Annotated in this window: 30 protein-coding genes and 1 tRNA gene; 14 read left to right on the top strand and 17 right to left on the bottom strand. The window is 67.7% G+C overall.

Translation table 11 applies throughout. The features are described from left to right. Window positions 1–21: 21 nt before the first annotated feature. The 4 genes from BWI15_RS31005 to BWI15_RS30990 form a co-directional block, all read right to left on the bottom strand. On the bottom strand, window positions 22–1,458 hold the full coding sequence (locus BWI15_RS31005; RefSeq protein ID WP_237771535.1) for a sugar transferase: 1,437 nt from the start codon (window positions 1,456–1,458) through the stop codon (window positions 22–24). A gap of 328 nt (window positions 1,459–1,786) precedes the next feature. Beyond that, on the bottom strand, window positions 1,787–2,545 hold the full coding sequence (locus tag BWI15_RS39065) for a hypothetical protein (protein WP_143466013.1): 759 nt from the start codon (window positions 2,543–2,545) through the stop codon (window positions 1,787–1,789). 265 nt (window positions 2,546–2,810) lie between these two features. Then, complete coding sequence (locus BWI15_RS30995; protein ID WP_077018073.1) at window positions 2,811–3,980, bottom strand: hypothetical protein; 1,170 nt, start codon at window positions 3,978–3,980, stop codon at window positions 2,811–2,813. Between the two features lie 1,304 nt (window positions 3,981–5,284). Continuing rightward, a complete protein-coding gene (locus BWI15_RS30990; RefSeq protein WP_077018072.1) occupies window positions 5,285–5,695 on the bottom strand; it encodes a DUF4259 domain-containing protein in 411 nt (136 codons plus the stop codon). A gap of 98 nt (window positions 5,696–5,793) precedes the next feature. On the opposite strand from BWI15_RS30990, the gene BWI15_RS39060 reads away from it, so the two are divergent. The 3 genes from BWI15_RS39060 (at window position 5,794) to BWI15_RS30980 (ending at window position 10,178) form a co-directional block, all read left to right on the top strand. After that, complete coding sequence (locus BWI15_RS39060) at window positions 5,794–6,180, top strand: hypothetical protein (RefSeq protein WP_143466011.1); 387 nt, start codon at window positions 5,794–5,796, stop codon at window positions 6,178–6,180. A gap of 998 nt (window positions 6,181–7,178) precedes the next feature. Continuing rightward, on the top strand, window positions 7,179–7,856 hold the full coding sequence (locus BWI15_RS39055; protein ID WP_143466009.1) for a hypothetical protein: 678 nt from the start codon (window positions 7,179–7,181) through the stop codon (window positions 7,854–7,856). Window positions 7,857–8,687: 831 nt separating this feature from the next. Further along, the gene (locus BWI15_RS30980; protein WP_168197403.1) at window positions 8,688–10,178 is read left to right on the top strand and encodes a tetratricopeptide repeat protein; all 1,491 of its coding nucleotides are present in this window, start codon (window positions 8,688–8,690) and stop codon (window positions 10,176–10,178) included. A 215-nt stretch (window positions 10,179–10,393) separates the two neighbouring features. Here BWI15_RS30980 and BWI15_RS39050 read toward each other — a convergent pair whose 3' ends face one another. The 4 genes from BWI15_RS39050 to BWI15_RS40640 all read right to left on the bottom strand — a co-directional run bounded on the left by BWI15_RS39050 (window position 10,394) and on the right by BWI15_RS40640 (window position 11,958). Next, window positions 10,394–10,933: a hypothetical protein gene (locus BWI15_RS39050; RefSeq protein WP_143466007.1), complete on the bottom strand. Its 540-nt coding sequence runs from the start codon at window positions 10,931–10,933 to the stop codon at window positions 10,394–10,396. Between the two features lie 154 nt (window positions 10,934–11,087). Next, on the bottom strand, window positions 11,088–11,555 hold the full coding sequence (locus tag BWI15_RS39045) for a GNAT family N-acetyltransferase (RefSeq protein ID WP_143466005.1): 468 nt from the start codon (window positions 11,553–11,555) through the stop codon (window positions 11,088–11,090). 49 nt (window positions 11,556–11,604) lie between these two features. Then, the gene (locus BWI15_RS40645) at window positions 11,605–11,820 is read right to left on the bottom strand and encodes a hypothetical protein (protein WP_077018068.1); all 216 of its coding nucleotides are present in this window, start codon (window positions 11,818–11,820) and stop codon (window positions 11,605–11,607) included. A 3-nt stretch (window positions 11,821–11,823) separates the two neighbouring features. After that, complete coding sequence (locus BWI15_RS40640) at window positions 11,824–11,958, bottom strand: hypothetical protein (RefSeq protein WP_330359543.1); 135 nt, start codon at window positions 11,956–11,958, stop codon at window positions 11,824–11,826. A 73-nt stretch (window positions 11,959–12,031) separates the two neighbouring features. Between BWI15_RS40640 and BWI15_RS30960 the strand changes: the two genes are divergently transcribed. Next, window positions 12,032–12,421 (top strand): hypothetical protein, encoded by a 390-nt coding sequence (locus BWI15_RS30960; protein ID WP_237771534.1) that lies wholly within the window; start codon window positions 12,032–12,034, stop codon window positions 12,419–12,421. Between the two features lie 85 nt (window positions 12,422–12,506). Here the strand turns inward: BWI15_RS30960 and BWI15_RS30955 are convergent. Continuing rightward, window positions 12,507–12,582, bottom strand: a tRNA-Arg gene (locus BWI15_RS30955). A gap of 117 nt (window positions 12,583–12,699) precedes the next feature. On the opposite strand from BWI15_RS30955, the gene BWI15_RS30950 reads away from it, so the two are divergent. From BWI15_RS30950 to BWI15_RS30925, 6 genes are all read left to right on the top strand, one after another. After that, window positions 12,700–13,254: a hypothetical protein gene (locus tag BWI15_RS30950; protein WP_077018065.1), complete on the top strand. Its 555-nt coding sequence runs from the start codon at window positions 12,700–12,702 to the stop codon at window positions 13,252–13,254. Between the two features lie 105 nt (window positions 13,255–13,359). Then, window positions 13,360–13,956 carry a hypothetical protein gene (locus tag BWI15_RS30945; protein WP_237771533.1) on the top strand — a complete coding sequence of 199 codons (597 nt, stop codon included), beginning with the start codon at window positions 13,360–13,362 and terminating at the stop codon, window positions 13,954–13,956. Further along, complete coding sequence (locus tag BWI15_RS30940) at window positions 13,953–15,227, top strand: hypothetical protein (protein WP_077018064.1); 1,275 nt, start codon at window positions 13,953–13,955, stop codon at window positions 15,225–15,227. The genes BWI15_RS30945 and BWI15_RS30940 overlap by 4 nt, the downstream gene beginning before the upstream one ends. A gap of 136 nt (window positions 15,228–15,363) precedes the next feature. Then, the gene (gene fgd, locus BWI15_RS30935; protein WP_077018063.1) at window positions 15,364–16,368 is read left to right on the top strand and encodes a glucose-6-phosphate dehydrogenase (coenzyme-F420); all 1,005 of its coding nucleotides are present in this window, start codon (window positions 15,364–15,366) and stop codon (window positions 16,366–16,368) included. Window positions 16,369–16,410: 42 nt separating this feature from the next. Beyond that, complete coding sequence (locus BWI15_RS30930; protein WP_077018062.1) at window positions 16,411–17,298, top strand: DUF72 domain-containing protein; 888 nt, start codon at window positions 16,411–16,413, stop codon at window positions 17,296–17,298. A gap of 137 nt (window positions 17,299–17,435) precedes the next feature. After that, on the top strand, window positions 17,436–17,639 hold the full coding sequence (locus BWI15_RS30925; RefSeq protein WP_143466001.1) for a hypothetical protein: 204 nt from the start codon (window positions 17,436–17,438) through the stop codon (window positions 17,637–17,639). A 1-nt stretch (window position 17,640) separates the two neighbouring features. Here the strand turns inward: BWI15_RS30925 and BWI15_RS30920 are convergent, their stop codons facing one another. Further along, window positions 17,641–18,015 (bottom strand): hypothetical protein, encoded by a 375-nt coding sequence (locus BWI15_RS30920; RefSeq protein WP_077018060.1) that lies wholly within the window; start codon window positions 18,013–18,015, stop codon window positions 17,641–17,643. 81 nt (window positions 18,016–18,096) lie between these two features. Here BWI15_RS30920 and BWI15_RS30915 point away from each other — a divergent pair, with 81 nt between their 5' ends. Next, window positions 18,097–18,492 carry a hypothetical protein gene (locus BWI15_RS30915; protein WP_143465999.1) on the top strand — a complete coding sequence of 132 codons (396 nt, stop codon included), beginning with the start codon at window positions 18,097–18,099 and terminating at the stop codon, window positions 18,490–18,492. Between the two features lie 3 nt (window positions 18,493–18,495). Here BWI15_RS30915 and BWI15_RS30910 read toward each other — a convergent pair whose 3' ends face one another. After that, entirely contained in the window at window positions 18,496–19,035 is a 540-nt protein-coding gene (locus tag BWI15_RS30910) for a GNAT family N-acetyltransferase (RefSeq protein WP_077018058.1), read from the bottom strand. A 307-nt stretch (window positions 19,036–19,342) separates the two neighbouring features. On the opposite strand from BWI15_RS30910, the gene BWI15_RS30905 reads away from it, so the two are divergent. Together BWI15_RS30905 and BWI15_RS30900 are read left to right on the top strand one after the other, a co-directional pair. Further along, the gene (locus BWI15_RS30905) at window positions 19,343–20,110 is read left to right on the top strand and encodes an SDR family NAD(P)-dependent oxidoreductase (protein ID WP_077018057.1); all 768 of its coding nucleotides are present in this window, start codon (window positions 19,343–19,345) and stop codon (window positions 20,108–20,110) included. Continuing rightward, window positions 20,107–20,391, top strand: coding sequence for a hypothetical protein (locus BWI15_RS30900; protein WP_077018056.1), 285 nt, complete (start codon window positions 20,107–20,109; stop codon window positions 20,389–20,391). Before BWI15_RS30905 ends, BWI15_RS30900 begins: the two co-directional genes overlap by 4 nt. Here BWI15_RS30900 and BWI15_RS40510 read toward each other — a convergent pair. The 4 genes from BWI15_RS40510 to BWI15_RS30880 form a co-directional block, all read right to left on the bottom strand. Then, window positions 20,376–21,317 (bottom strand): FkbM family methyltransferase, encoded by a 942-nt coding sequence (locus BWI15_RS40510; protein WP_077018055.1) that lies wholly within the window; start codon window positions 21,315–21,317, stop codon window positions 20,376–20,378. The genes BWI15_RS30900 and BWI15_RS40510 overlap by 16 nt on opposite strands. A 33-nt stretch (window positions 21,318–21,350) precedes the next feature. Beyond that, window positions 21,351–21,737 (bottom strand): YciI family protein, encoded by a 387-nt coding sequence (locus BWI15_RS30890; RefSeq protein ID WP_077018054.1) that lies wholly within the window; start codon window positions 21,735–21,737, stop codon window positions 21,351–21,353. 78 nt (window positions 21,738–21,815) lie between these two features. Then, complete coding sequence (locus BWI15_RS30885; protein WP_077018053.1) at window positions 21,816–22,430, bottom strand: FMN reductase; 615 nt, start codon at window positions 22,428–22,430, stop codon at window positions 21,816–21,818. Beyond that, window positions 22,427–23,560: an LLM class flavin-dependent oxidoreductase gene (locus BWI15_RS30880; protein WP_077018052.1), complete on the bottom strand. Its 1,134-nt coding sequence runs from the start codon at window positions 23,558–23,560 to the stop codon at window positions 22,427–22,429. Before BWI15_RS30880 ends, BWI15_RS30885 begins: the two co-directional genes overlap by 4 nt. Window positions 23,561–23,720: 160 nt before the next feature. Here BWI15_RS30880 and BWI15_RS30875 point away from each other — a divergent pair, with 160 nt between their 5' ends. Beyond that, complete coding sequence (locus BWI15_RS30875; RefSeq protein WP_077018051.1) at window positions 23,721–25,373, top strand: glycosyl hydrolase family 28-related protein; 1,653 nt, start codon at window positions 23,721–23,723, stop codon at window positions 25,371–25,373. A gap of 52 nt (window positions 25,374–25,425) precedes the next feature. On the opposite strand, the gene BWI15_RS30870 is transcribed toward BWI15_RS30875, so the two are convergent. Both BWI15_RS30870 and BWI15_RS30865 read right to left on the bottom strand, forming a co-directional pair. Next, window positions 25,426–25,770: a tetratricopeptide repeat protein gene (locus tag BWI15_RS30870; RefSeq protein ID WP_077018050.1), complete on the bottom strand. Its 345-nt coding sequence runs from the start codon at window positions 25,768–25,770 to the stop codon at window positions 25,426–25,428. Between the two features lie 63 nt (window positions 25,771–25,833). Further along, window positions 25,834–26,706, bottom strand: coding sequence for an aldo/keto reductase (locus BWI15_RS30865; RefSeq protein ID WP_077018049.1), 873 nt, complete (start codon window positions 26,704–26,706; stop codon window positions 25,834–25,836). Window positions 26,707–26,782 lie beyond the last annotated feature (76 nt).

Genomic DNA, 26,782 nt, shown 5'->3' with positions numbered 1-26,782 from the left:
TCCTCGTGCTTGAGGGAGTCATCAGTAAGCGCCGGTGCCCGAGAAGACAGCTCGGAACGTTTTCAACAGGATCAGGAGATCGAGTTGGAGCGACCAGTTGTCCACGTACCGCAGGTCGAGCAATACCGATTCATCCCAGGACAGGTCGTACCGTCCGCTCACTTGCCACAGTCCAGTAAGACCTGGCTTTACTAGCAGACGCCGTGCGTCGTTGCTGGTGTAATGGGTGACTTCTGTAGGCAGCGCGGGCCTCGGTCCGACGAGTGACATCTCGCCACGGAGGACGTTCAAGAGCTGTGGCAGATCATCGAGCGAGTACCGCCGTAGGGATTTGCCAACTCTGGTGACGCGCGGATCGTCGCGGAGCTTGAACAGCACCCCGCTGCCATCGCTTACTGGAGCCAAGTCGATCAGCCGGCGATCCGGGTCAAGCACCATGGTCCGGAACTTGAGCATCTTGAACTGTTCACCGTTGCGGCCCACGCGGGGTTGCCGGAACAGCACCGGCCCAGAGCTGGTGAGCTTGACCATCACCGCGATCACAAGCAAGAGAGGTGAAAGGCCGAGCAGAAGCAGGAACCCGATCACACGATCGAACGTGCCCTTGATTAGGTACGGCCCGGCACTAACAGACGGCCGTTCCACGTGCAGCAGCAAGAGCCCGTCGACCGGGCGGACCGAGATCCGCGAGCCAGACACCTCGGTGATGCCAGGCGAGACGATCAGCTCGACACCTCGCTGCTCCAGCGCCCAGGACAATCGGCGCAACAACTCGCCGGATAAGTCTGGGTCGGCAGCGATCGCGACCACATCGACTGAGTACAGGTCGACTGCCGCCAAGATGTCAGGCTCGTCCATGCGCTCGGACGCCGCGGCCCCGGGCAGAGCCTCACCGCCCGGCCGACACACCGCAACCACGAGGTACCCGTCCGCGGGACGGTTTTCGAGGTGCTGACGCAACGTTTCCGCCTGGCGGTCGCGGCCGACGACCAAGACACGGCGCATATTGCGGCCGCGGTACCGGCCGCGTGCGAGTTGCCGACTCGTCCTGTACTGCAGTACCAGCGAGAGCCCGATCGTGCTCGCGAGTGCGACGATCACAGGCCAACGAGGCAGAAAGAGCTCCCCTGCAAATGAGGCAATGCCAGCGAGCCCGAAGATGGACAGTCCGCTCCGCAAGATCGATCCGAACCTCCGCGAGCCGAACTCAAGGTTCCGGTCGGAGTATCCCCGCAACGCCCCTACAGATCCCAGCCAAGCCCCCGGCAGCAGCAGGCTCCAGATTCCTGACATGAGAAACTCGCCGGACGCATTGAGGTGCATCACCAAACCGACTGCAGCGCCCACGAGACCCGCGAATAGATCGTTCACGATGATTCGTTGACGAAGGACCGTCAGCCAGCGGGCTTCCGTCGAGCGCTTCGACCGAGGGACGACCGCGGGGATGTGGTCTGGCACGACCCAAAGAGGACCTCGCCGACCCGAGAACTGTGTGTTGCCTCGATCAGGATCATGGATGTGATCGGACTCATCGTCAGGGCCAAGCCGGGTAGCAAGGCTGACGCCACCGATTGCCCGACGTGTCTCACGGACGGCATACCTGGCAGCTTCCAGCGCCTCCTCAACCGCCTCTTCTTTCGCCGCCTCTTGAGCCCGGCTTGGTGCCGTTACATCGCGGAGCTTCCGAAGCAGTCGAGGTGACGCTCCGTAACGAGCGACGCGGTCGGTGAACTCTGGGGATACCGTGGTGGGCCGCACGCCTGGCTGCCTGCTGCTGAGGCGACGCTCAGCGTTCATGTGCACTCCACCATCCTCGAGGCGGGGGGCCGATCTGTTCCAATGCGCTCGCTAACTCTCCCAGTATGCGCCGTGTTCCTTCACTCTCAAGGTCTGGAAGCTTGAGCGCTCCACTGATCAAAACACAGCCATATGGTTCACCGTCAGCGCCGGCGAATGTTGGGTTTGCGATCATGCCTTCGGGCGGAGCGGTGTGCGATTGCAACTGCCCCCAGCTCATGTTGAATCGCTCGTGAGCCGGGCGTGTCTCCCAAGCGGCGCGCTTGTTGAAGGTCGCCTCGCGAACGAACTCGGCCCACTCTATGGCGATGGCCTCCTGAGTCTCGAATGCTGTTCCGACGAGCCCTATCCCTGGCTTGATCGAGTGGTGTGACTCTTCTACGTCTGCTCCAGCCATCATCGCTTTCACTGGTGCGAGACGTCGGCGGTGTAGCCAGCTGCGCTGGCGGTAGTACCTGATCGCGACTTGATCCCAGGACACTCCGAAGAGAGTCATCATGCTGCCGGCGGCGCCGCTGAGCGCTGACCGGAGATCCTTGTCGTACTCGCGGATCTGATGTGCCCTCAGGTAGAGATCCACCTCTTTGGCGGTGTCGACCAGGACGAGTAGTGCGAGGACCGACACGCTGGTCCATAGCGTTCCGCTGTGATGGTTCCAGAAGTCCTTCGGCAAGTTCAGTTGCGCGAGCGCGATGACTGCGCCCGATGCTGCCAGGAGCAGCGAACGCAGGATCCGGAGAGCAATCACGCTGTGATTGTTGCGTCACCGGGTCCCGGTGAGAAGCCTTCGTTTGGCACCGTCGCGTCACAGTTGGGAATGGACGTCGACAGATGGGCGCAGCTCCAGGATCAGGTCGATGGAAACAGCCTTGAGCTGCCGGCGCGAGCGGTCGTGAGATTTGCGCGAACGGATAGGGCAGCTCGGGTCTGCGGGCTCGATGCCCGTGGGTCCGACTCCCGCGCGGAGCGCAGCGCAGGGGCGCGGCCTGTGTTGGCCGCGCTCCCGGAAACGGTCAGATCGCGGCGGCGAGTTCCATCGCTCGGATGCCTTGGGCTTCGATGTTAGCGGCGACGTCGGCGTCGGCGATGACTTGCGCGTAGGCGGTGACGGCCTGGAGGACTCCGCCGGCGGTGCGCTGGCCGCCGCTGATGAAGTGGTCGAGTACACCGTCAATGTGGGTCTCGGAGAAGGTGAGTTTCTTGCCGACGGTCCGGACCACGTCGGCGGCGCCGTCGAGCGGCTTGCCTGCGATCTGCTCCAGCTTGGTGATCTGGCGGGTGACGTAGCCGACGTCGAGGAAGGTGCGCAGGGCGTCGCGGGTGCGGGACCGGATGAGGTTGATCTCTTGCTCGCGGGTCTCGTCGGACCATTGGATGAGGCCTTCGTCCATGCGGCTGCCGACGTGCACGGCGCGGCGTACGTCCTTGGTGATGGTCATCCCGTTGTCGCAGACCTGGACCACCAGTTGCGGGGTGAGGGTGAACGCTCCGGCTCCGACCTCGCTGTTGGAGATGACGAATCCGGCGAACACGGTGGGGTTGTCGTCGCCGCTGGCACCGCTGAACGGAGACCGGTAGCCCTTGAGCAGGGTGGGGGCGTAGGCCTTGATCTCTTCGGCCTGGATCCGCACGTACATGCGGGACTCGGTCAGGTCGCAGCCGCGGATGTCGACCGGGACGCCTGCGGCGCGGACGCCGTCGAGGGTCGCGGTCAGCGCGTCGAGGTTGTCGATCAGCTTGAACTTGTCCGACAGCAGCGCGCGGCCCAGACCGGGCCCGTGGTCGCCTCGGAAGGTCCGCACGAGGAACGACCGGTCGTCGCCGGGTACACCCGCGTGGTTGCCGTGCAGCCAGCCGTTGACGTTGGCGTCGAACAGGTCGGGGCGGTCGCGGTGGGTCTTCTTCAGGTAGCCGACCGGTACGCCGAGCTTGGCGGGGAGTCCGTCGATCATGACGGAGGTGGGTCGGTAGCTGCCGTCGACCTGGGTGACGCCGTGCTCGGTGAGCTTGGCTTCGGCCCCGTTGATGACGACCAGGCCGTTGTCGGCGCGGATCTGCTGGGCCGGCGCGACGAAGTCGACCTTCTCGGCCTGCTGGGTCTTGAGCATCTGGGCCAGGGCGCTCAGGTCCTGGTTGCGCAGGTTGGTCCCGCCGGCGGCGTTGAAGGTGTTTTCGATGGTCATGACAGGACTCCTGTTCCTGCCAGGTGACGGGGCCGTCAGCCTTGGTTTGGCCGACTGTTTTCCGCCCCCTCCTGGCGCGGGAATCACCACCCGTAAAGCGGCCGGGGTGCAGCGCTGAAACCACGAAGTGGCCGCCGTCAGGTGGGCGTTGCGTCCCGGACGTGTCGGGTGATGATGGAGAGCCAGGAGGGGAGGAAACGACGTTCTTGGCAGCGCCGACGAAGTCGGCTCCTTCGTGCGGCTCCTGGGCCGGCTGGATCATGTCGGTCAGCTCAGCGCGCCCGCCCAGTTGAGGAACAGTGCGGCCAGCCGTGGCCGGCGGGCTCGATGCCCGAGGCCACGAACCACGGCTCGCGCCGCGGCCCGGCCGATTCTGTCGCTGCCCGGCCGGGCACTCGGGGCGAAGGTGTCTATCGATCGTGGACGTAGTGGGTCTCGTGGGCGCTTGTCCGACACCGAATGGGAACAACCATCGGATGATGCCCGCGCGATCGCCGATGCGCTGGTCGACCGGGTCGCTCGATCCGTCTGCGCCCGGGCGCCAAGACCGAGTTCGTCGAGGGTCCCGGAAAGCGGGCGTTGATGATACGCAACGGAAAGGTCGGCGCCGATTTCACCTGCAGTTGCGCTTCAAAGGGTGGCGGCGGTTGCGACTTGACGATCACCGCCACCAGTCTGGCTGTGAGCGAGGGTCATGTCCGCGTTGTGCGCTGGTCATCACTTTCCCCGGGCTGCAACAGCTCGCGCCCACATAGAGCTGCTCTCACCGATCGCAACAGTTCGACGAACTCAGCGAGGCTCACCGAGCTGGGCGGTCCGACTTGACGCCAGCCCCTACCGAAGATCCGATTGGCTGCACGAGCGGGAATGGCGAGTGCAGCACCCCGGCCTCCATCTTCCGCTCGGCAGCGTGGTCGCGGTCATCGCCGGCCAGCCCGACTGGCGGCCTTGGGGTGTCGTCCAGCGACCCACCGGTCGGATGGTGGATCCCACTATGGGCGGCGGGGTCGATCCGTCGTTCCGCAACGCCATCCCCGAGGTTCTGCCGTACACCGAGCTTCCCCTACTCCGGGCGACCGTTCAGAAGTGGTAGTGGGACGTCCGGCCCGGAACAGTCGTGCAGCGACCAATTGACGCGATCTGACGGGCGTCCGCCCCAGCTTCGAACGCGTACACCAGCGATCGCTCTGCTGGCGACCGCTTCGTCATCATGGCGGTGTCCGCCGATCGACCTGGTGTCGCCGGGTGTTTAATACCGGGGAGTCGCAGCTGGCGAGCCGGCCACCTCCGGCCGCAATCCAGCCTTAGCCCCTGCTCCGTAGCCGTTCCCGCAGATCGTCGATCGCCTTCAACCAAGTCAAATCGCCTGCCTCAGCCCACAGCTCGGCCAGCTCGGATTCGTCCGCGACCACCCGGTCGACCGCCCCGATCGCGACCGGGATCAACTTCACCAGCCCGGCGCGACCAGACGCCCACGCGAGCGCTCGCTCGTTATAGGGATTCGAATCGGTTGGGACTCCGGCTGCGGCTGCCACGACCTCAGCCGCAGCCAGGGCCTCCGCCCCCCGGGGGGCCTCCAAGTACTCGGCACCGGCCGGCCCCACCGCACGCTCCAGCGCATCAGCAACCAACTGCTCCTGATCGGCGTCGACCAGTTCTCCGGCCCAGTCGGCTGCATCGTCGTTTCCGAACACTGTTGCGTCCCAAGCACCCATGCCCGACACCGTACGACAGCCGGGATGTAACTCCCGATCGCCGCCAATTTCAGCGCCTATGGCATGGAGTCCGGGCGTTTGAAGCTCTAACCTGCCGCATGGCGAACGCGTGGGGCTGGAACCCAGATTCCTTTGAGGCGATCGGAACGGTCGCCGCCTTCGCAGTTGGCTTCGTGGCGCTGGCGGTCACGCTCAACCAGCAGCGCAGACTCCAAGATGAGCACCAGCTACGTCACGCACGCCTGGTCGACGTTCAACTCGTACAGACCGAGCCGCGGCAAACCTCGTCGCACCTCCGCGACACGATCATCATCACCAACGCCGGCGCGCTCCCAATCCACATGCTCAAACCCGTGATCGGCGGCGTCTGGATCCACCCCCGACACCTCGGAAGGACCTGTTCGGGCCAGGAGTCGCGGCTGCCGGTTCAAACACGCAGCAGGCACTGCCCTTTCTGTCGTGGCTGTGGCGGTCTACATCGATGACTGAGCTCGGCTGGGGCAGCTTGGCACCAGGGCAACAGACGACGGTGTCGATGCTTCTCGACGTTTCCTCGATGCGCTGGCGGAGGGACCACCTCAGAGTGACGTTCACAGACTCGGATGGTCGATGTTGGACCAAGCGTCTTGATGGCACGCTGCGAGGCGGAACCATGATCTTCGGACCCCGCCGATAAGCTGTCTTATGCCGCCGGTCGGGGGCCGGGCCGGATACGCAGCAGCCGCGGATCAGCTGGCGTACCGAACCGGCGCGCCCTGCGCGTTCTGCCAAGGTAGATCTGGGCCACGGCGTACGTTCCGCAGCCAGGGCAGGTCGTGAGCGTTTCGTGTTTTGTGCTGGCGCACGGCAGATGGTGCGGCAGCGGCGGAAGCAGCGCAGAACCGGCAGCCGGTGAGCAGCTAGGCAGATCATCTCGACGACGTCGGTCGACGAGTCGTCGAGGTCGATTTCGTCGCCCTGGATGCGCGGGCTGAGCGTGTCGCACGCTCGGCAGCGGTATTCCGGCGGCATCGGTGCCTTTGGTTCCGAGACAGGCGTGGGGGACGCTGGTTTGCTGGATCTCATCGGTTGGATCGCGGCCTGAGCGTTGCGGCCCGCCTTGGAGGTGAGCGCGGGTGAGGATCGGTGCTGTGACGAGTCGGAAGGCAGCGCGCCGAAGGCGCAGGAGCAAGGCGGTAATCCGGTCGGCAAGGTCGGGTGTGAGGTCTGCGGCCGGATGACCAAGCGGCTGCTCGGGGTCTGCGCGTCCGTCGCGGATCCCGAGCACGGTACGTCGTCGACGCGGACGACCGCGCTGGCCTACTGCCCCGTTCACGACTTCGGATGGAGGACGCGGGTTTACTGGCGCCAACCTAACGACCGACCTGGGACGGACCACACAGCCGGCGAGTTCGCAGATTCGTGCGGCACCATTTCCACCATCAGACATGATCAGCAACATGAGCTTGGCTGTCGGTAACCCTCCGGGATCTACCCTCGAGTGGTGAGTTTCAGTGCGTTCTCCAATCACGTGCGTAACCCGGCGCTGCCGTACCAGCGTCGGGTTACTGCGATGCGGTCCTGTGTGCAGCTCTATCGGCCGATCGGCTTCAATGCAACGCTCAGCTTTCTTGAGGAGCTGGCTGGACCGTTCCAACGAGACGAACAAGCGCTGTTACGTGCCCATGGGCAGCTCGCGACCAGCCGCGCCCTGTGGCACGAGCACCTCGGCAGCTACGCCAGCCAGCGCCGTACGGCGAAACGTCTCGGGTACCGGAAGCCCCGGAAGACTGAAGTGAACCCAAATCAGGGTCCATCGATCTGGTACGGCGCTCCACAGCAGGCTGCGCTGCATGCACTGAGTTACTGGCGCCGTGGCCGACTTCCTGAGCTGCTCCTCTGGAAGGACCCGGGCGCGCAGGAGATTGACTCAGCTGTGTCAGCCTGCCTGACGTCTGGCGGCGCGTTCTCCCGCCGACAGCTTCAACAGCTAGAAGCTGCCGTCCAGCAGATCGAGAGCCGCATCAAAGACGATCTTTACGCTCGGGACACCGCGGCGTACCTCCGCGGAAGGGATCTTCTCCACCTCGCTGCCCTTGTCTCGACAGCCTCCATGAACCAGAACGACTGGTACGGCCGGGCGGATGCCGGGATCGCTGAAGAGCAGGAGTTCTTGCATTAGATGCAACTCCCGTGAGTTGGTCGCGGATAACAGATCTTATGACGTGAGGTCTTCCACCGGTCGTGGAGCACCGTCAGGCCGCATACACGCTCGGTGCACCAAAGCTGAGATGGGCGAGACAGCAAGGCCGGCCATCGCTGTGGTACCCAGGCCGGCCTGGCTGTCGTTTTCGTCCTAGCTCCGTACCTCGGTGCACCTTGTGAACGCGGGGGGCTGCGCGGTCCGGCAACCAGGTGCGACCACAGGACTTACCAGGTCTGAGGGCAACAGCCCCCACTGGGAGCTGAGCCAAAGCCCTCCGGCTCCGAGGCTGAGCCACACCATCCCTCCAAGTGCTTGCCTAACCTTCCGGCCGTCAGGCTTCCACTTCCCCGAAATCGTGACATCGAACTTGACGTTAGGCATTTGCACTCCTGGGGTTCCTCGCCGAGCGGATGAATGAATGCTTCAACCCTGCTCGTGTCGAGAGGCGACAAGAGCCTCTGCGACGGATCCCTGCAACCCACTGACAACACTCAGCTAGCGCGCCGACGATCGCCACCACCCAGCGACTACGCGGCTGATCACAATTGCTCCACGTTGGACAGGAACTGACAGTTCTAGGGCTTCCTCCGGGCAGGCGCTCGCGGCCCCTATCGAGGGGCTTACGTGTGGGCGCGCAGGCTGCGATACTGCGGAATCCGACGAGATCTGACAGCAACTGACAGGGTGCCAGTGACACAGCGCGTACAAATGCCGCCGGAAGATGTGCTCCGCGAAGGACCGAAGCGGGCCCTAGTACTCGCCCTCCACGAGCTGTACGCCGCTGCCGGGTACCCCACGCTCCGCACTATGGAAAAAGGGATCAGAGACGACAAAGAAGTAACTGGCACCCTGAGCTACGACACCATCCACGGTGTCTTGCGAGGGCAGCGCGTCCCTAGATGGGACAACTTCCAAGCACTGGTTCATTACCTCGCCGCCGCGCAAGTCGACCGTCGGAAAGACGTTGAGGGCGCGAAGGAACGGCTCCATCAACTCTGGCTTCCGGCATTCACCCCCTCAGAAGACCTCCAGCTATCTGGCGACCCTCTGCCCCTCCAGAACCGCGAAGAGGAGTCCGAAGGCACGGAAGAGCATGGCGCCGAGCTGCATAGCGATCCCGACCTGCGGGCCGCGCACCGCTGGTATACGCAGCAGATCGAGGCGGGCGACACCGAGGCCTTAGTCCAGCTGGGCACATTGCTGGAATGCCGGCTGAATCCACCGAGCATCGAGGCCGCCCGTCGCTTGTACCTACGTGCAGCCGAGGCCGGATCCCTCGACGCCATGAACAGGCTCGCCGACCTCGTCACCCGCAAAGTCGAACCGCCCGAGCCGACCGACGCCGCGCTCTGGTATGAACGCGCGGCAGACGCCGGATCCCTCGCCGCCATGATCAAGCTCGCCGATCTCCTCGAAAACGGTTTGCCGCCCGTCGATACTGCCGCTGCTGAGATCTGGCTAGAGAAGGCCGCCAAGGCAGGGAACACGGAAGCTATGCGCCTCCTCGGCGAGCACATCCACAAGTACGATCCAGCACGCAAAGACGAGGCAAGGCAATGGTCTGAGCAGGCAGCGCTCGCGGGAAGTCCAGCTGCGATGAGGAGCTTTGGGCTTCTGCTACGGCACCAAACCCCGCCTGACTACCCGGGCTCACGGTGGTGGCTTGAGAGGTCCGCTGCGGCGGGAGATTCCGTAGGAATGATCCAGCTTGCTCTCATCCTGGATCCTGGAGCGGAGCGCAATCTCTATGACCGGTTCAAGGGTTGGAACGAGCCCGAGGACAGCGATGGGTCCCGAGCCTGGCTCGAGCTAGCTGCCGGCGCCGGCAACTCTGATGCGATGCTTCTTCTCGCCCGACGTCTTCTCCGCCGGAGGCCTATCGGCCGACGCCACATCGGCGCTGCGACGATGTGGCTTCAGATGGCTGCCACCAACGGTCGCCACGACGCGATGTTCGAGCTGGCCCATTTACTGGAAGTTCAGGGCGACGCCTTTGAAGCCAAGCGCTGGTACGACGAGTACTTCGCGTCCACGAACAGATCCTGGGACCGAGAGGAGCTCACCAAATTCTTGGGTCGGAACCCTCAGATCCACGGGGCGAGAGAGAGTCTCCAGGCGGCCGCTGAGGACGGAGATGCCTTAGCGATGAGGGAGCTGTCCGTTCACCTGAAATGGCGGTCTCCCAGAGACGAGGCCGAGGCGTTGAAGTGGCACCATACAGCGCTCAGGACCGGTCCGCCTGGCCTGGTGTACTGGCTCAGATGGTGGGGTTGGTTCGAGCCGAGGGCACCCCGATAGCAGCCACTGCTCGCGGAGTGCCAGGCAATTGGCCGCGCCCGATAACCGTCGTTATGTAAGGTACAACTACCCATAACGCTACTTAACACGCCGTGAGTCTGAGCTCAGCGGCCCGCGAGCTTGCAGCGTCGGCGTGCGAATCGGTGGCCGGCGCCAACCGATCGTCCGTCCGATGACAAAAAGGATCCTCGCGGGCCCGGCCGGGGGTCTGCCAGTCAAAGAACGGAGAGAACTTCCGCATGGTCAAGCCGCCAACTCGGAGAGGCATGGATAGCAGCGGCCACCGTGACCACTTGTTCAAGCTTGTTTTCAACGAGTGCCCGACTACGGGTCACGACCCCGCCGATCGGTTCGCCAAGGGCGGTCGAAAGCAGGCTCAGATTCTCGCTCTCCATCAAGCCGTCGGTGAGTCCGGTGCCTAGCCGCCACACGGCGATATCGCCGTCGAACCCCCTGCGGAGGTGGTGACCAAGCAGGGCGTCCTCAGCCGCCATCCCTGCAGCGAGCACCTCGAGCGCCCGAGCAGGGCTTTCTGGAACCCACTCTCGTACCGCACGTCCCATGTCGAGACCGCCGGCAAGGGTTCCTCCAAAAGCCGGATCAGGCTCGCCGAGTACACGGGCGACAGACACCGAATCGAATGAGATCCCGTGGTGGGCTGCGATGACGGCGTGGCCCGCCTCGTGAACGAACGCGTGGAGCGCGAGTCCGTGGCGCGCACAGGCATGGTCTGGGTTGGCTGGCGGCAATCGCATCAGTTCGAAGCACCCCTCAGGTCCGACCAGCCGATGGTCCCGTCGCCCGCTGGGGCACCGCGATGGCCCCAGGCCTCGGGCCAGGCAGTCCACTTTCCAGACGAGTGCCCCGCCCGTTCCAGCAAGTCGGTCAGTCGGCCGTGTAGTACGCCGTTCAAATCCGTCCGGCTTTCGTGGATCGCGGAGGAAGGCGCTGCCCGCTTCGAGCCCGGGCGAGCAGCGCCTGACCGACTTCCTCTGCCTTCTCCTCACTCAGTACCTCGTCGGCCGCGGCGGTCTCCCGCTGACCGCTGCCCCGGCGACGTCTATGCGGCGATTGAGGCAGCGGCGGGATCCCGTGGCGCTCCGCGAAGCGCCGGCCGGCCAAGCTCAGGACACTGGTGTGGCTCAGTCCAGGGAACAACTCCTTCAGGTGGTTCACCAGCAGGGTGGCTGGTCCTTTGGTGCAGCGGCACTCCCGGACGACGTAGATCATCTCGAGGGTGGCCGGCCGAGGATCGTCAAGATTTGTCCAAGGCGGGTGCACCTCCGCGGCGCCGGCAATCAGTCCATTTCGTTCCGCTGCAAAGATCAAGCTATCCATCGTCGAGACCACCTCGACGATGTTCCAGTCATCACTCATAGCTCACCTCGGCATTGCCGCGTAGACGGTCGGTTCCGGCTGTCGGAGGTTATCGAGCATCCGTCTCACGGCCGCTCGACCGCTCCCCTCGAGGCGGCTGGGGGTTGCTCATGGCGAGCAATTCGGCGCTCTCGATCGCTTCCGGCTCGAGTTCGGCGTGCGGGTGCGTCTCGATGTACTGGCGAGTCTCGACGTACAGCCGCTGGATGTACTGCTCGAGCTTGTCGCGTTCGACGCGCCATTGGCCGCGGCCGCCGATCTTCACGCCTTAGAGGTCGCCTCGACGAACCAGGGCGTAGATCTGGTTCTCTCTGAACTTGAGCTCCTCAGCGACCTCGGCCAGGGTCAGGAAGCGGCCCCTTCTCGGTGCGTCCGGGTCGGGCTGCGGGGTGGTGTCGGTCATCGTTCCGTTCCGAGTTCGCGGGCGGGTCCGTCGGTGCCGCGGCTCTTGCGGGCCCCGGGGGTGGTTGCCGGTGGTGACGGCGGCTTCGGCCGGGTGGGCGTTGCTGACGTCGGTCAGCATCTTGGACTCGATGCCTTCGGGGTCGGCGACGGCCAGTTCGAGCGCGGATTGGGTGGCTCGGCGCCGGTCGCCGGTTGTCCTGCAGCTCGGCCAGTCGCAGGTCGCGCTCGAGGTGCTGGACGCTGGCTCTCACGACGCCGAGGGCCTCGTCACGCAACTCTTCGACGATTCGGTTGTGCCGGGCTCCGGCAGCCTGCCACGAGATCGCCGCGACGCGCTCGTCGACCTGGCGGCGCAACAGCTCGTCGCGCGCGGCAGCTTCACTTGGCGCCGTTCCTCTTCGGCCTGGTCGACGCCGTCCGCGACCGCGACCAGATCCCGGCCAGCCTCGGCTCAGCGCTAACGCCGTGTCAGCAGAACTGTTGGCAAGTCAGGCGCCGGGAATGACAAAACCCCAGGTCATCCACCTGGTGACCTGGGGTTTTGCTTGGCGCGCTCGGAGGGATTCGAACCCCCAACCTTCTGATCCGTAGTCAGATGCTCTATCCGTTGAGCTACGAGCGCGGGCAACGACGAGTAACGATACATGGAGTCGGGCTCGGGGTGGTAATCGGGTGGAGGCAGGCGGTGGGCGGCGCGGGAGCGGGGTTGGGTCGAGGGGCGGGCACTACATTTCCGGGCATGGACATCGGTGATCTGCTCGGTGGGCGGGACCTGAACGACGTGAAGAAGGCCGTCGGGTTCGTGCTGGAGAACTCCGACGACTTCGAGAAGGTGCTGAAGCTGGTCAAGGACCTGCCGGACGACGCGCTGGAGTTCATCGGCAAGCTGCCGCAGCTGCTGACGACGATCGGTGGTGGGCTGGCCGAGGCCGGGGAGCAGGCGGCGAAGGCGGCTGGGGCGCTGGTCGGGGACGACGGCGAGGGTGGCGCGCGGAAGGCGCTGGCCGGGAGTGCGACCACGATGCACGCGGCCAAGGATCGACTGAAGGACGCGGCGGGGATGCTGTTGGGGCTGGCCGGCGAGCTGGACAAGATTCCGGGCATCGGCGACGCGGCGGCGAAGCGGCTGAACGACGGCAGCGGGCAGGTCAGCGGGGTGGCGACCGAGGTCGAGAGCCTGGCGGGCAACCTGCAGGATCTGTCCGGCATCCTGGCGTCGGTCGGCGAGGCGCTGTCCGGGCTGGGCAGCAAGCTGAGCGAGTCGGGCGGCACGGTCAAGACGCTGCTCGGCTGAGAAGCCGAAGAACACTCCGAAATCGATGGGAACCGGACCGTGACCGCGGTCGTCTAAGACGCGTTGTCGGGCGGCGGAAACGTGATCGGTAAGGGAGAGCTCCGCGTGGCTGGGGTCTGGGGCAGGGCTGGTGGAGTGGTGCGCGGGACGCTGATCGCGTCCGCGATCGCGCTGGTCGCGGGACTCGGGATCGGGTTCGCGGCCGGTGAGCCGGTGCGGGCCGACGACGTCGTTCCGGCGCGCAAGCTGCCGGCCGATCTGTGCGAGCGGCTCGGGGACATCTCCGCGATGCTGCCGGAGAACGCGTCGCCGGTGTTCGCGCAGACCGGGACCGGTGAGGTGCGCTGCCGTGCGCTCGCCGAGGAGTCGAGCCAGAAGACATACACCGCCGCGGCCGTCTCCGTCCGCATCACCCCGTACGGCGGGAAGATCGCCGGCGAGGGCGAGCCGCCGTTCCGGCCGGACCAGGTGGCGCGCAAGGCGTTCGACCGGGAGAAGGGCGCGCTCGTGCGCGACCGCCCGTACCCGACCAGGATCGACCGCCAGGGCCGGACCGGCGGGGAGGACTGGAAGATCTCGGTGGTCGTGCTGCGCGACGACCTCGTCGTCCAGGTGGACTACGAGGCGCATCCGGTGACGCGGGAGAAGGCCGAGGGCGCCGCGCTGGTGCTGGCGGACCGGGCGATCTGGGAGGCGAAGTGAACAGCGCACCGGTCATCTCCGGGTACGAACTGGGGCAGCGGCTGCTGGAGCATCCGCTCGCCGAGATCTGGCGTGGGCGGTCGTTCACCGGGATGGAGGTCGTCGTGCTCGTGCTGAGCGAGGCCGGCGCCGCCGATCCCGCCGTCCGCGAACGCCTCGGCGAAGCCAGTCGCACCGCCGCGCTCGGTCCCGGCCGCGAGGAGGTCCCACTCTGGGCGGCGAACCTGACCGCCACCAGGCCGTACGCCGTGACCCAGCTCGTCCCGGGCCAGTCCGGCGCCGAGCGCCTGATCGACCCGCTGGACGGCCTGCTCGGCAACGACCAGGAATCGCTGGCCGCGGTCCGCAACCAGCTGGCCCAGTACGGCGCCGCGCCGATTCCCGTCGACGGGCAGGCGCCTGGGGCAGCCGGTACGCCGGGGCAGCCGGGTGCGCCGATCGCCGCCGGGCAGCCCTCCGGCGCAAACGCCCCGCACGCATTCGGCGTACCCGCGGCGCACACCGACGGCGCAACCGCCGCGCACAACGACGCAACCGCCGCGCACACCAACGGCCAACCCCCCGCGCAGCCCGCCAAGTCCAAGCCCAAAACCTGGCTCTACCTCGTCGCGATCGTCCTCGTGCTCGCGGTCTTCAGCATCACGTACTCGATCGGCGCCGCCGTCCGCAGCGCCACCGCCAAGACCGACCCCGTCGTCCCACCCCCGGCCCCGGTCAGCCCCAGCCCGATGCCCACCGGCGTCCTCGTCCCCGGCATCGACAAGGTGACCGCCGTGCCGTGGTCCAGGGCCACCCCGTTCGTCGGCGTGGCCGGCGCGGTGTTCGCCTCCGGCGCCGAACTCGAGGTCGCGCGCGGGCTCGGCCTCCCGTTCGAGTTCGGCTTCCCCGACCGCCCGGTGCTGGACCAGAAGACCTCGGTGGAGTCGTCCTCGACGATCTACCGTCGCGTGCTCACCGGCCCGGGCTCCGCGAACGCCGGGCTCGACCTGCGCATCGCCGTCCAGCCGTGCCGCGACCAGGCGGCCTGCCTGGCCGCCCGGGCGGCGTTCGACCAGGAATGGACCACGGCGTACAAGGCGCCGGTTCCGGCCACGCCCCGCGACGGCCGCACCTGGTACACCGTCGACCCCAAGCCGTACACGTTCGCAATGACCCACGTCTTCTCCTCGCAGGGCCGCTGGTGGCTGGCCGGCGCGGCCGCCGTCGCGGCGCCGGGTCAGGAGCAGTCCGCCCAGAAGGTCGTCAACGACATCTGGCGCCAGACCGGCTGACCCCGAACGCCCAGCGCCCGACTCCTCCCAGGCCACCGCCGGCCCGCGCAGTACGGTGGCGACACGCCGACGCGGCATAGACCGGGCGGTGCGCGGGTTGTCACCCGATGAACGACTACGACGGAGGAGCGAGACGGTGGGCATTCGGATCGGTTACAAGGCCTCGGCGGAGCAGTTCGGCCCGCGGGACCTGGTCGAGTACGCGGTACGCGCGGAGCAGCTCGGGCTGGACAGCGTCACTGTCTCCGACCACTTCCTGCCCTGGCGGCACGAGGGCGGGCACGCGCCGTTCGCGCTGGCCTGGATGGCCGCGGTCGGCGAGCGGACCGAGCGAGTGCTGATCGGTACGTCGGTCCTGACGCCGACGTTCCGCTACAACCCCGCGGTGATCGCGCAGGCGTTCGCGACGCTGGGCGTGCTGTACCCGGGCCGCATCATGCTCGGCGTCGGCAGCGGCGAGGCGCTGAACGAGATCGCCGTGTCGGGCCGCGAGTGGCCGGAGTTCAAGGAGCGGTTCGCCCGGCTGCGCGAGTCGGTCGACCTGATCCGCGCGCTGTGGACCGAGGAGTCGGTCAGCTCCGACGGGCCGTACTACAAGACCGTCGAGGCGTCGATCTACGACCGCCCGGAGACGCCGCTGAAGATCTACGTCGCCGCGGGTGGACCGCTGGTCGCCAAGTACGCCGGCCGCGCGGGTGACGGCTTCATCGCCACCTCGGGCAAGGGCATGGAGCTCTACACCGACAAGCTGATGCCCGCTGTGCGCGAAGGCGCGGAGAAGGCCGGCAAGAAGTTCGAGGACGTCGACCGGATGCTCGAGGTCAAGGTCTCCTACGACCGCGACCCGGAGCACGCGCTGGAGAACACCCGGTTCTGGGCGCCGCTGTCGCTGACGCCGGAGCAGAAGCACAGCGTGGACAGCGCGGTGGAGATGGAGCGGCTGGCCGACGAGCTGCCGATCGAGCAGGTCGCCAAGCGCTGGATCGTCGCCTCGGACCCCGAAGAGGTCGTCAAGCAGTTCCAGCCGTACCTGGACGCCGGCTTCAACCACTTCGTCGTGCACGGCCCGGGCCACGACCAGGAGCGCTTCCTGACCCAGTTCACCGAGGACGTCGTACCGCTGCTGCGCAAGCTGGGCTGACGCCCGGGTTTTCCGGCCTCACCGGGTGGGGACCGGACCGGCATGGACCAGTGGGCTGACGGGCCGTACCGGATCGGGATCTCCGGCTGGCGGTACGCGCCGTGGCGGAAGGTCTTCTATCCCGAGGGCCTTCCGCAGCGCGCCGAGCTGGAGTACGCGTCGCGGCGGCTGAACTCGATCGAGCTGAACGGGTCGTTCTACTCGCTGCAGCGGCCTTCGTCGTACCAGCGCTGGTACGACGAGACGCCGCGCGGGTTCGTCTTCGCGGTCAAGGGGCCGCGGTTCGTCACGCACATGAAGAAGCTGGACGACGTCCAGACGCCGCTGGCGAACTTCTTCGCCTCCGGGGTGCTCGCGCTCGGGGAGAAGCTCGGGCCGATGCTGTGGCAGTTGCCGCCGACCCTCGGGTACGACGCGGACCGGCTCGCCCGGTTCTTCGACTTGTTGCCTCGGACAACAGGTGAGGCGGCGCTGCTCGCCCGCAAGCACGACGACCGGATGACCGACAGGTCGTTGCTGGAGGCATCGGTCGAGCAGCCGATCCGGCACGCGCTGGAGGTGCGGCATGCGTCGTACGAGCAGGCGGCCTTCGTTGATCTTCTGCGCGCGCACGACATCGGGCTGGTGTGCGCGGACACCGCGGGCAAGTGGCCGATGCTGGACGACGTGACGGCGTCCGACTTCGTGTACGTGCGGCTGCACGGGGCCGAGGAGCTGTACGTCAGCGGGTACGACGACGACGCGCTGGACCGATGGGCCGGGCGGATCAGGACCTGGCACGGCGGGCGCACCCCGACGAACGGGCAGCGGGTCGGCTCGGCCGCACCACGCCGGCAGCGGGACGTTTTCGTGTACTTCGACAACGACGTGAAGGTCCGCGCGCCGTTCGACGCCGAGGGCCTGGCGCGGCGACTGGGGATCACCGATTGAGCCGTCGGTGCCGCGGCGACGACAATGGCTGAGATGACGTTCGAGGTGGTCCGCGCCGACGACCCGCGCTGCGCCGTACTGGAGGTCGGAGGGCGTCGTCGTACGGGAGTTGGGGGCCAGCGGTGCTCGAGGTGGAGATGGCGACTGAGCCCGACTACCCGTACACGCCAGCGCCGCATCGGGTGGTCGGGTCGTTGGAGAAGATCCGGGAGCTGTGGATGAAGGGCCGCGTCTTCGGCACCGGTGGGGCGGCGGTCAACGACGCGAGTCTGGGCGCGAACCTTGCCCTCGGTTACGTCGTCGACGAACGCTGGCGAAGCTACGCGCCGCCCGCGCGCTGACTCAGGTCGGGATCCACTCCGGCCACCACGGCGGGACGTTCGCGGGGCAGATCGGAGCGGCCATCGTGGCCGGCGTACCGGCCCAGGAGAACAGGGCCAGGTCGGCGATCGCGATCGCGACCAGCGCGCCGATCAGCGGCATCAGGAACTTGCCGCCGCCGCCCTTTTTCATCACCCGCCAGACCACGCTGAACAGCACGATGTTCACCACCAGCACCACCGGCAGCCCGACGAACAGCAGCGTCGGCCCGTTGCCGACGCCGTTGAGCTTCACCCCGCAGTCGTCCCAGGCCCGCCGGGTGATCCACAGCAACCCGAACCCCGCCGCACCACCGATCACCATCGAGAAGAACGACAACCGGTTGCCTTTGCCCATGCACCAACCGTATTGGCTCCGGCGCCCGGTCGCCTCCCGCAACGCCTGTCAGCGCTGCCGGTGAGCATCTACGATCCCGGCATGACGGCGAAGCGCTGGGTGTTCGTGGTGGTGGCAGTGGTGGGGCTGGCGCCGCTGATCGCCGCGCTGGTCGAGCAGCAGTGGGGGACCGCGGTGTTCCGGACCTTTCCGGTGGTGATCTTCGGCGCGCTGGCTGTCAAGGAGTTCCGCTCGCCGTCGCCGCCACAGGCCTGGACCAAGCGCCAGTTGGTCCTCACGCTGGCGCTCGTGGTGCCGCTCACGGCGGTGACGTACGGCGTGATCATCTGGGTCGTGGTGCGGAGCGGCGAGCCGTACCTGCTGGTCGGGTGTGTCGCCCTCTTGCTGGTCTGTACGGCGATGCTCGGGCTCGGCGCCCGGGTTCTGCGGAAGGAGCACCTGCTGGCGACCGGCGCCGCCGGGTCGACCGACTCCTGATCGTCAGCTTTTGATCGTCACCGGCCGCTGCGGCGGGCTGAGCGGGTCGGTCGCCAGCCGGGCATGACGCTCGACGTCGTACCGGGCGCCGTCGTACGCGAGGCGCTGGCGCTCCAAGCCCTCGTACAGGAAACCCGCGCCCGCCGCGACGCCGCAGGAGGCCGGGTTGTTGGTGCGGTGGCCGAGCTCGAGGCGGTACAGGCCGGCGTCGTGGTGGGCCCAGTCGGCGAGGGCGCGCAGGGCGTCGCGGGCGACTCCCTGGCGGCGGACCTCCGCGATCGTCCAGTACCAGGTCCAGCCGACCTGGTGGCGGTCGATGTTGGTCACCGCGACGCAGCCGACCGGGTGGTCGTCGGCGTCCGCGACGGCGTACACGTGCCCGTTGTCCAGGTCGGCGACCCGGCCGATCCAGTCGACGGCGCTCGCGGTGTCCCGGATGCCGCCCTGGTTGGCCATGTCCGGGTCCGCGTGCGCCGCGGCCAGGCGCAACGCGTCAGCCACTCGCCACCGCCGGAGATCGAGCGTCGCAAGGTCGTAACCCATCTGTTGAGGCTACCGCTGTGCTTTTGGCCTCGCCTTCGGCTCGGCGTGGTCATGGGGCTTTGTCTCCCGCCCTTCCCTCGTCGTTCGGTCGCTTCGCTCCCTCTCTCCTCAGTCCAGGGCGGGAGGCCCCATGACCTTGGGTGGGACTCGGACCGGGTCGTGTACGCCGGGCGTGGGTCGCGTGCGTCGCGTACGACCGGGCGTGCGGCGGCGAGACCCGCCGGGGCGGGGGAAAGGCCCGCCACGTCGGCCGGGAGGCCCGCCGGGTCGGTGGGTGGTGCTCGGCCGGGTCCTGCAGGATGGGCGCATGCGATTTCTCGACTTCTCCGACCAGGTCGTGCTCGTCACCGGCGCCAGCAGCGGAATCGGGGCGGCCGCGGCCGTCGGGTTCGCGGAGGCGGGGGCGACCGTCGCGCTGCACTACAACGCCAACGAGGCCGGCGCTCGGCACACGGTCAGCGCGGTGAACACGGCCGGCGGCGTCGCATCGATGCACCAGGCGGACCTCGCGGATCCGGACTCGGCCGGGGAGCTGATCGACGCGGTGCTGGCCAAGCACGGGCGGATCGACGTACTGGTGAACAACGCCGGTGACCTGGTTCGGCGGACGGCCGTGACCGACGTACCGGACGAGGAGTTCCGCCGGATCCTGGACGTCAACCTGACGTCGGTGTTCGCGATGAGCCGGCGGATCGTGCCGGTGTTCCGCGCGCAGGGCGGCGGCGCGATCGTCAACGTCACCTCGATTGCCGGCCGCAACGGTGGAGGCGGCGGCTCGGTCCTGTACGCGACGAGCAAGGGTGCCGTCAGCACCTTCACCCGCGGCCTGGCCAAGGAGCTCGCGCCCGACAACATCCGCGTCAACGCGATCTCGCCCGGCGTCATCAGCACCCCGTTCCACGACCGCCACACCGGCGAGCAGCAGCTGAAGACCATGCTCGCCACGATCCCGATGGGCCGCACCGGTACGCCGCACGAGTGCGTCGGCACGATCCTCTACCTGGCCTCGGACGCGATGAGCTCCTACGTCACCGGCCAGATCGTCGAGGTCAACGGCGGCCAACTGATGCCGTGAGCGATCCCGAAGTGCGCACGTCCGTCGAACGCACCGGCTTCTTCGACGTGGACGTCGGGGTCGACGGCGACGGGAACGGCTGCCTCCTGATGCCGATCTTCGTGCTCGTCGGCCTCGTCATCCACCTGTTCTATCGCTTCGTCCGCCACGCCGGCTGGACCCTGCACGTCCGCGTCGGCGACGACTACTACCAGAAAACCCGCTACCGCACGAAGCTCCAAGCCCTCGCCGACGAACCGAACCAGCGAGCCCGCGCACTGGCCGCCTACCCGCCGGCGTGACCCTGCGGTGTCGGCTCGGGGGAGCGGTCGCGACGGAACAGCCGGTTGTGGTCGAGCAGTTGCCCGTGCGGCCGATACCCGAGCCGATCCAGTACGGCGTACAGCTCGCGCCGCTGGTCCTCCCGCTTGTCCTCCACCAGTACGGCGCGCGGCCGCAGCCGGGTCATCGTGTGCGCGGCGCCCCGCAGGACGGCGAGTTCCGAGCCCTCGACGTCGAGCTTCATCACGTCGAGCCGGGTCAAGTCATGCGCCCGGCTCCAGTCGTCGAGGCGCACGACCGGGACTTGCTGGACGACCTCGCCGTCGCCGACCAGCGAGCGTACGCCGGTGTCCGCGACGTCGTACCGGCTGTCGGCGCGCAAGACGGCGTCCCGAGTGGAATCACCGAGCGCGGCCTGCACGGTCTCGATCAGCTCGCCCAGGCCGTTGCGTTCGGCGGCTTGCTGGAGCTTGGCGAGCGCGTCGTCGGCCGGTTCGAACGCGATGACCCGGCCGGAGCTCAGGTCGCGCATCCGCAGCGCCGCGCCGAGCGTGTGAACCCCGATGTTGGCGCCGACGTCCAGGAACACGTCTCCCGCCCGCAACTCGCCGGCAAGAAACCGAGCAGTCGCCGGTTCGTATCGGCCCGCGTAGTACAGCACCGCCTGCAGGTTGTCCCGCAGATCGAGCCGGAGCCGCACGCCCTGCCGCCGTACGTCGACCTCGTCGACCGCCCAGTCCGGCGAGATCTTCGTCAGCCCGGGATTCTGCTGGGCCAGCCGCGGTGAAACCCGCAGCGCCACCCGCTGCACCCCACCCGGCCGAGCCCCTTCGACCCGCCCGACGAGATGCGCGACCCGGCGCGCGGCGCCGTCCCCGACCCGCTCGGCCAGGTACGGCAACCGCCACGCCAGACGCCCGATGCGCCCGTCCCGCACATCCACCATCCGCAGGTACCCGCCGTCAATCCCCGCGAAGGCTCAGGCGTTGTCGAAGACGTGGATCGGCCGCACCTCGACGGTCTCGCCGGGCCCCGCGAACGTCCGGCCCACGAGGTCGGCCCGTTCCTGCGTCTCGACGTCGATCATGAAGAGCCCGGCGAGGTGTTCCTTGGACTCCGAGTACGGCCCGTCGGTGACGACCGGGCGGCCGGAGGTCCAGCGGTAGAGCCGCGACTTGGCGGGATCGCCGAGTGCCTCGCCGCCGACCAGTTCGCCGTTGGCCTGCAGCTCGCCGAGCAAATCCTCGAACGCCGAGTTCAGGCGCTTGCGCTCGGCCGGCGGCAGCGCCTGGTGCTCGGGTACGTAGTCGCCGGTCGGGTGTCCCCACGGCTGCGGGCTGGAGTAGATCAGTACGACGTACTTCATCTTCGGTTCCCAACGTCCGAGGGCCGCCGTTCGGCCCTCCCGACGCTACATCGAGGCCGGTCCCCGGCTCTCGACATTTCAGCCGTTCAGCAGGTTCTCGAACGGCGTGGGGTTCTCGAAGGGATCCACCGCGGCCCTGGCCGGCTGGTTGGTCAGCAGATCGACGAGCTCGGTCGCGGCCCGCTCCACCCGGGTGCGCAGCGCGTTCGCGTGCGGTCCCCAGTCCGACGACGCGGCGTACACGGCCGTCGGTACGACGACCGCCTGCAGGTAGGCGAACAGCGGGCGCATCGCGTACTCGAGCACGAGCGAGTGCCGCTCGGTCCCACCGGTCGCCGCGATCAGCACCGGCTTGCCGACCAGCGCCTTGTCGTCGAGCACGTCGAAGAACATCTTGAACAGCCCGTTGTACGACGCGCTGAACGTCGGCGTGACCGCGATCAACGCGTCGGCGGAAACCACGGTCTCCAGCACCTCACGCAGCGCCTCGGACGGAAACCCGGTGAGCAGGTTGTTGGTCAGGTCGTGCGCGTGGTCGCGCAGCTCGACGACCACGATCCGGCGCGGCACGCCGCGACCGTCCAGGGTGTCCCGGACGGCGGCGGCGAGCTGGTCGGCGAGCAGCCGGGTGGACGACGGCGTGGTCAGACCGGCCGTCACCACCGCGATCGTGCGCTCTGGGGTCGAAGTCATCGCTTGACCTCCTCGACAACCGACTCCGGCGTGCTCAGGGACTCCATCGACTGCGCCCGCTCGGCCGCGGCCTTCAGCGACTCGTGCGTCGGGGCGTCCGGCACGTGGGCCGGCTTCAGCGCCGCGAACTCCTTGCGCAGGACCGGAACGACCTCCTCGCCCAGGATGTCCAGCTGCTCCAGCACCGTCTTCAACGGCAGACCGGCGTGGTCCATCAGGAACAGCTGCCGCTGGTAGTCGCCGAACTGCTCCCGGAAGCCCAGCGTCCGCTCGATCACTTCCTGCGGGCTGCCGACGGTCAGCGGCGTCTCGCGGGTGAAGTCCTCCAGCGAGGGCCCGTGCCCGTAGACCGGCGCGTTGTCGAAGTACGGCCGGAACTCGCGCACCGCGTCCTGCGAGTTCTTCCGCATGAAGACCTGGCCGCCGAGCCCGACGATCGCCTGGTCCGCGGCGCCGTGCCCGTAGTGCTCGAACCGACGCCGGTACAGGTCGATCATCTGCTTGGTGTGCGAGGCCGGCCAGAAGATGTTGTTGTGGAAGAAGCCGTCACCGTAGTACGCCGCCTGCTCCGCGATCTCCGGCGAGCGGATCGAGCCGTGCCAGACGAACGGCGGTACGCCGTCCAGCGGCCGCGGGGTCGCGGTGAAGCCCTGCAGCGGCGTCCGGAAGTTGCCCTCCCAGTCGACCACGTCCTCGCGCCACAACCGGCGCAGCAGGGCGTAGTTCTCGACCGCGAGCTGGATGCCGTTACGGATGTCCTGGCCGAACCACGGGTAGACCGGTCCGGTGTTGCCGCGACCCATCATCAGGTCCACCCGGCCGTCGGCCAGGTGCTGCAGCATCGCGTAGTCCTCGGCAATCTTCACCGGGTCGTTGGTGGTGATCAGCGTGGTCGAGGTGGACAGGATCAGCTTCGACGTCCGCGCCGCGATGTACCCGAGCATGGTGGTCGGTGACGAGGCCACGAACGGCGGGTTGTGGTGCTCACCACTGGCGAACACGTCCAGCCCGACCTCCTCGGCCTTCAACGCGATCGTCACCATCGCCTTGATCCGCTCGGCCTCGGAGACGGTGTGCCCGGTGGTCGGGTCCTGCGTCACGTCGCTGACACTGAAGATGCCGAACTGCATCTGCCCTCCTCAGGGATTGGTAGTTCATTATTAAACTATCTCGGCGGGCATAACGCCAGTTCCGGAACCAGCATTCCATCTCGACCTCTTGTGTGGCTCGGTCCGCCCGGTGAAACTGAGTCCCGCCCTGCGAAACCTCACCGCCCCGAGGAGTCCGCCCATGCCGCTTTCCCGTCGCCTCCTGCTCGGCAGCGCCGCCGCGATCCCCGCCGCTGGTCTGATCAGCGCCGCTCCCGCTCGGGCCGTCCAGAGCGCGGGACCCCGCGACGCCTCGACCGACCTGATCGCCGAGTGGGCCGAAGCCCCCGGCGCGCACCCACTGATCCCCGACATCTCCCACGCCGGCTACCGCGGAGGCGAACGCCCCCGAGCACCACGCACGATCGCTCGCGTCACGGACTTCGGCGTCCGCCCCGGCAGCGCCACCGACGCGGCCCCCGCCTTCAACGCCGCCGTCCAGTACGCCGGTACGCACGGTGGCGGCACCGTCCTCGTCCCGCCGGGCGTCTACCGCCTCGACTCGCCCGTCTGGATGCACTGGTCGAACGTCGTCCTGAAGGGCTCCGGCCGGGACCGCACGATCCTGCACTTCACCCGGCCGCTGGAGCAGAGCTACCGGCCGAACCTCCAGCCGAGTCTGCAGAGCCGCTGGTCCTGGACCGGCGGCCAGATCTGGGTGATCGCGCCGGAACGCAAGGCCAAGTCGGAGGCCGAGGACTTCGCCGCCTCCGAGGGCTGGCTGCTCGGCGACACTTTGGCCGAGGTCGGAGCGGCGTCTCGCGGTCAGCGCACGCTGCTCGTTTCCGACACCAGCAACCTGCGCGCGGGCGACCTCGTCGTACTGGAGACCGACAACCCGGCCGACGCCGGCGTACTGCGGCATCTGGCGGGCGACGTTCCCGGGACACGGGACTACGACTGGCCGGTGAAGGCTCCGCAGCTCACCACCGGCTCGTCCGGTCAGTACATCCAGTACGCGACGCTGCAGTGGCCGGTCCGCATCGAAGCCGTGCTCGGCGAGCGCCTGGTCCGCCTGGCCCAGCCGCTGCGGTACGACCTGCGCCCGAGCTGGCCGTCACGGCTGCGGGAGATCGGGCCGACCGTGCACGACGTCGGCGTCGAGTCGTTGACGATCCGCAACGAGCTGAAGCCGATGACCATCCACAACCGGCATCCCGGCGCGAACGGCCTGTGCTTCCAGGCCGTGCACGACTGCTGGGCCGACGACGTCCGGGTGGAGAACTGCGACCTGGGCTTCGGCTTCACCACGACGAAGGCGGTGACGCTGACCGATGTCGTGGTCGGCGGCCGGTCGGCGCACCACAGCTTCGCCTGCCGGATGCAGTCGCACGACAACCTGGTCGACGGGTTCGAGATCGAGGCGTTCACCGTGCCGCTGCCGGCCGGCGCGTTGCATCACGGGCTCAACCTCGAAGGGCTCTCGGCGGGCAACGTGTGGCGCCGGGGGCGGATGGCCGAGGGCACGTTCGACACCCACCGGGCGATGCCGTTCGAGAACGCGCGGACCGACATCACGCTGGTGAACAACGGCCGCGTCGGCGGATCGGCGGCCTCCGGCCCGCTGTTCGGCGCCCGGATCGCGCACTGGAACGTCCGGGTCACCAGCGGCAACCCGTACGCGATCCAGCTCGCCGACGTCGGCCCGCGCAGCATCGCCGTCGGGCTGCAAGGACTCACGTCGGACCCGAGCGGCCTGCCCCGCGACTTCCAGGGCGACCTGGAAAACGGCACGTTCCTGCTCGGCCGGCGCCCCGCCGTACCGGATCTGTACGCCGCGCAACGCCGCCGCTGAGCAACGCGAAGGCGGCCCGGACTCCGAGGAGTCCGGGCCGCCTGGCGCGCGGTCAGATCCGGTGCGGTTCGAGGTGACTCTCGTCGCCTGTCAGCGCCGCCGCGATCCGGCGGTGCTTGACGGCTTCCTCGGCCCGCGACTGCCGTTCGAGCGTGCGCGCCATCATCAGGTGCGCGTAGTAATCGGTCGGTTGGCGGGTCAGGACCTCGCTCAGGTGCTCCTCGGCCGGCTTGAGCAGAGCGGAGTGGTAGTAGGCCCGCGCGAGCAGCAGCCGCGTCCCCACGTCCTCCGGCGTCTCCTCGACGACCGGCTTGAGAGCCTTGATCGCGCTGCGGTAGTCCTTCTCGTCGAAGTACTGCCGTCCCAGCCCGTAGCTCAGGGCCCGCATGTCCTCCATCTGGTCACCTCCGGCATCGGTTGTGCCAGCCGCAACGCCCCGCCGTAAGGCGGTATTCCGGGCTCAGGCCGCGTCGAGCGCGGCCACCTGCTCGGCGGTCAGCTCCAGCTCGACCGCGGCGTAGGAGTCGCGGATCGTCTCCGGACGGCTCGACCCCGGAATCGGGATCACCTGCTCGGACTTCGCCAGCATCCACGCCAGCGTCACCTGCTGCGGGCTCACCCCGAGCTCGCCGGCGATCCGGTGGAACGCCGGGTGCTTCTCGCCGAGATCCGACGCGTTCGAGATGCCGCCGAGCGGCGACCACGGCAGGAACGCGATGCCGAGCTCGTCGCACAGCTCGAGCTCCGGCTCGCTGGACCGGAACGCCGGCGAGAACTGGTTCTGCACCGAGACCAGCCGGCCGCCGAGGATCTGTCCTGCCAGCTTGATCTGCTCGGGGTTCGCGTTCGAGATACCGGCCATCCGGATCTTGCCGGCATCCAGCAGATCGCGGATCGCGCCGACCGAGTCCTCGTACGGCGTCTTCGGGTCCGGCCGGTGGAACTGGTAGAGCCCGATCGCCTCGACCCCGAGCCGCTTCAGCGACGCGTCGGCGGCCTGCTTCAGGTACTCCGGGGAGCCGTTCAGCGTCCAGGACCCGTCGCCCGGGCGCAGGTGGCCGCCCTTGGTCGCGACCAGCACGTTCGACGTGTCACCGCCGTACGACGCGAGCGCCTTGGCGATCAGGGACTCGTTGTGCCCGACGTCGTTCGCGGTCAGATGGTAGGCGTCGGCGGTGTCGATCAGCGTGACACCGGCGTCGAGCGCGGCGTGAATGGTCGCGACGGACCGGCTCTCGTCGTCGGGGCGTCCCTCGATCGACATCGGCATCGCGCCGAGCCCGATCGCGCTGACCTCGACGTCACCGATCCGGCGGTTCTTGGAAGTAGACATGCCTCCAAGTTCCCCTGTCCACGCGCCGAAATCCAACAGCAGAATCCGAATGCAGTGACCACTCCAGCTGCTGAAT

The organism is Kribbella sp. ALI-6-A, assembly GCF_001984195.1.
Lineage (GTDB): Bacteria > Actinomycetota > Actinomycetes > Propionibacteriales > Kribbellaceae > Kribbella.
The sequence above is the reverse complement of the archived record's forward strand: the minus strand, read 5'-3'. Positions and strand labels throughout refer to the sequence as shown.

Coding starts and splice junctions, on each gene's coding strand:
- BWI15_RS30995 (WP_077018073.1), bottom strand. CDS start 3,980: ATGACCATCGAAAACACCTTCAACGCCGCCGGCGGGACCAACCTGCGC.
- BWI15_RS30990 (WP_077018072.1), bottom strand. CDS start 5,695: ATGGGTGCTTGGGACGCAACAGTGTTCGGAAACGACGATGCAGCCGAC.
- BWI15_RS39060 (WP_143466011.1), top strand. CDS start 5,794: ATGGCGAACGCGTGGGGCTGGAACCCAGATTCCTTTGAGGCGATCGGA.
- BWI15_RS30980 (WP_168197403.1), top strand. CDS start 8,688: ATGGAAAAAGGGATCAGAGACGACAAAGAAGTAACTGGCACCCTGAGC.
- BWI15_RS39050 (WP_143466007.1), bottom strand. CDS start 10,933: ATGCGATTGCCGCCAGCCAACCCAGACCATGCCTGTGCGCGCCACGGA.
- BWI15_RS39045 (WP_143466005.1), bottom strand. CDS start 11,555: ATGAGTGATGACTGGAACATCGTCGAGGTGGTCTCGACGATGGATAGC.
- BWI15_RS40640 (WP_330359543.1), bottom strand. CDS start 11,958: ATGACCGACACCACCCCGCAGCCCGACCCGGACGCACCGAGAAGGGGC.
- BWI15_RS30950 (WP_077018065.1), top strand. CDS start 12,700: ATGGACATCGGTGATCTGCTCGGTGGGCGGGACCTGAACGACGTGAAG.
- BWI15_RS30930 (WP_077018062.1), top strand. CDS start 16,411: ATGGACCAGTGGGCTGACGGGCCGTACCGGATCGGGATCTCCGGCTGG.
- BWI15_RS30925 (WP_143466001.1), top strand. CDS start 17,436: ATGGCGACTGAGCCCGACTACCCGTACACGCCAGCGCCGCATCGGGTG.
- BWI15_RS30920 (WP_077018060.1), bottom strand. CDS start 18,015: ATGGGCAAAGGCAACCGGTTGTCGTTCTTCTCGATGGTGATCGGTGGT.
- BWI15_RS30915 (WP_143465999.1), top strand. CDS start 18,097: ATGACGGCGAAGCGCTGGGTGTTCGTGGTGGTGGCAGTGGTGGGGCTG.
- BWI15_RS30910 (WP_077018058.1), bottom strand. CDS start 19,035: ATGGGTTACGACCTTGCGACGCTCGATCTCCGGCGGTGGCGAGTGGCT.
- BWI15_RS30905 (WP_077018057.1), top strand. CDS start 19,343: ATGCGATTTCTCGACTTCTCCGACCAGGTCGTGCTCGTCACCGGCGCC.
- BWI15_RS40510 (WP_077018055.1), bottom strand. CDS start 21,317: ATGGTGGATGTGCGGGACGGGCGCATCGGGCGTCTGGCGTGGCGGTTG.
- BWI15_RS30890 (WP_077018054.1), bottom strand. CDS start 21,737: ATGAAGTACGTCGTACTGATCTACTCCAGCCCGCAGCCGTGGGGACAC.
- BWI15_RS30885 (WP_077018053.1), bottom strand. CDS start 22,430: ATGACTTCGACCCCAGAGCGCACGATCGCGGTGGTGACGGCCGGTCTG.
- BWI15_RS30880 (WP_077018052.1), bottom strand. CDS start 23,560: ATGCAGTTCGGCATCTTCAGTGTCAGCGACGTGACGCAGGACCCGACC.
- BWI15_RS30875 (WP_077018051.1), top strand. CDS start 23,721: ATGCCGCTTTCCCGTCGCCTCCTGCTCGGCAGCGCCGCCGCGATCCCC.
- BWI15_RS30870 (WP_077018050.1), bottom strand. CDS start 25,770: ATGGAGGACATGCGGGCCCTGAGCTACGGGCTGGGACGGCAGTACTTC.
- BWI15_RS30865 (WP_077018049.1), bottom strand. CDS start 26,706: ATGTCTACTTCCAAGAACCGCCGGATCGGTGACGTCGAGGTCAGCGCG.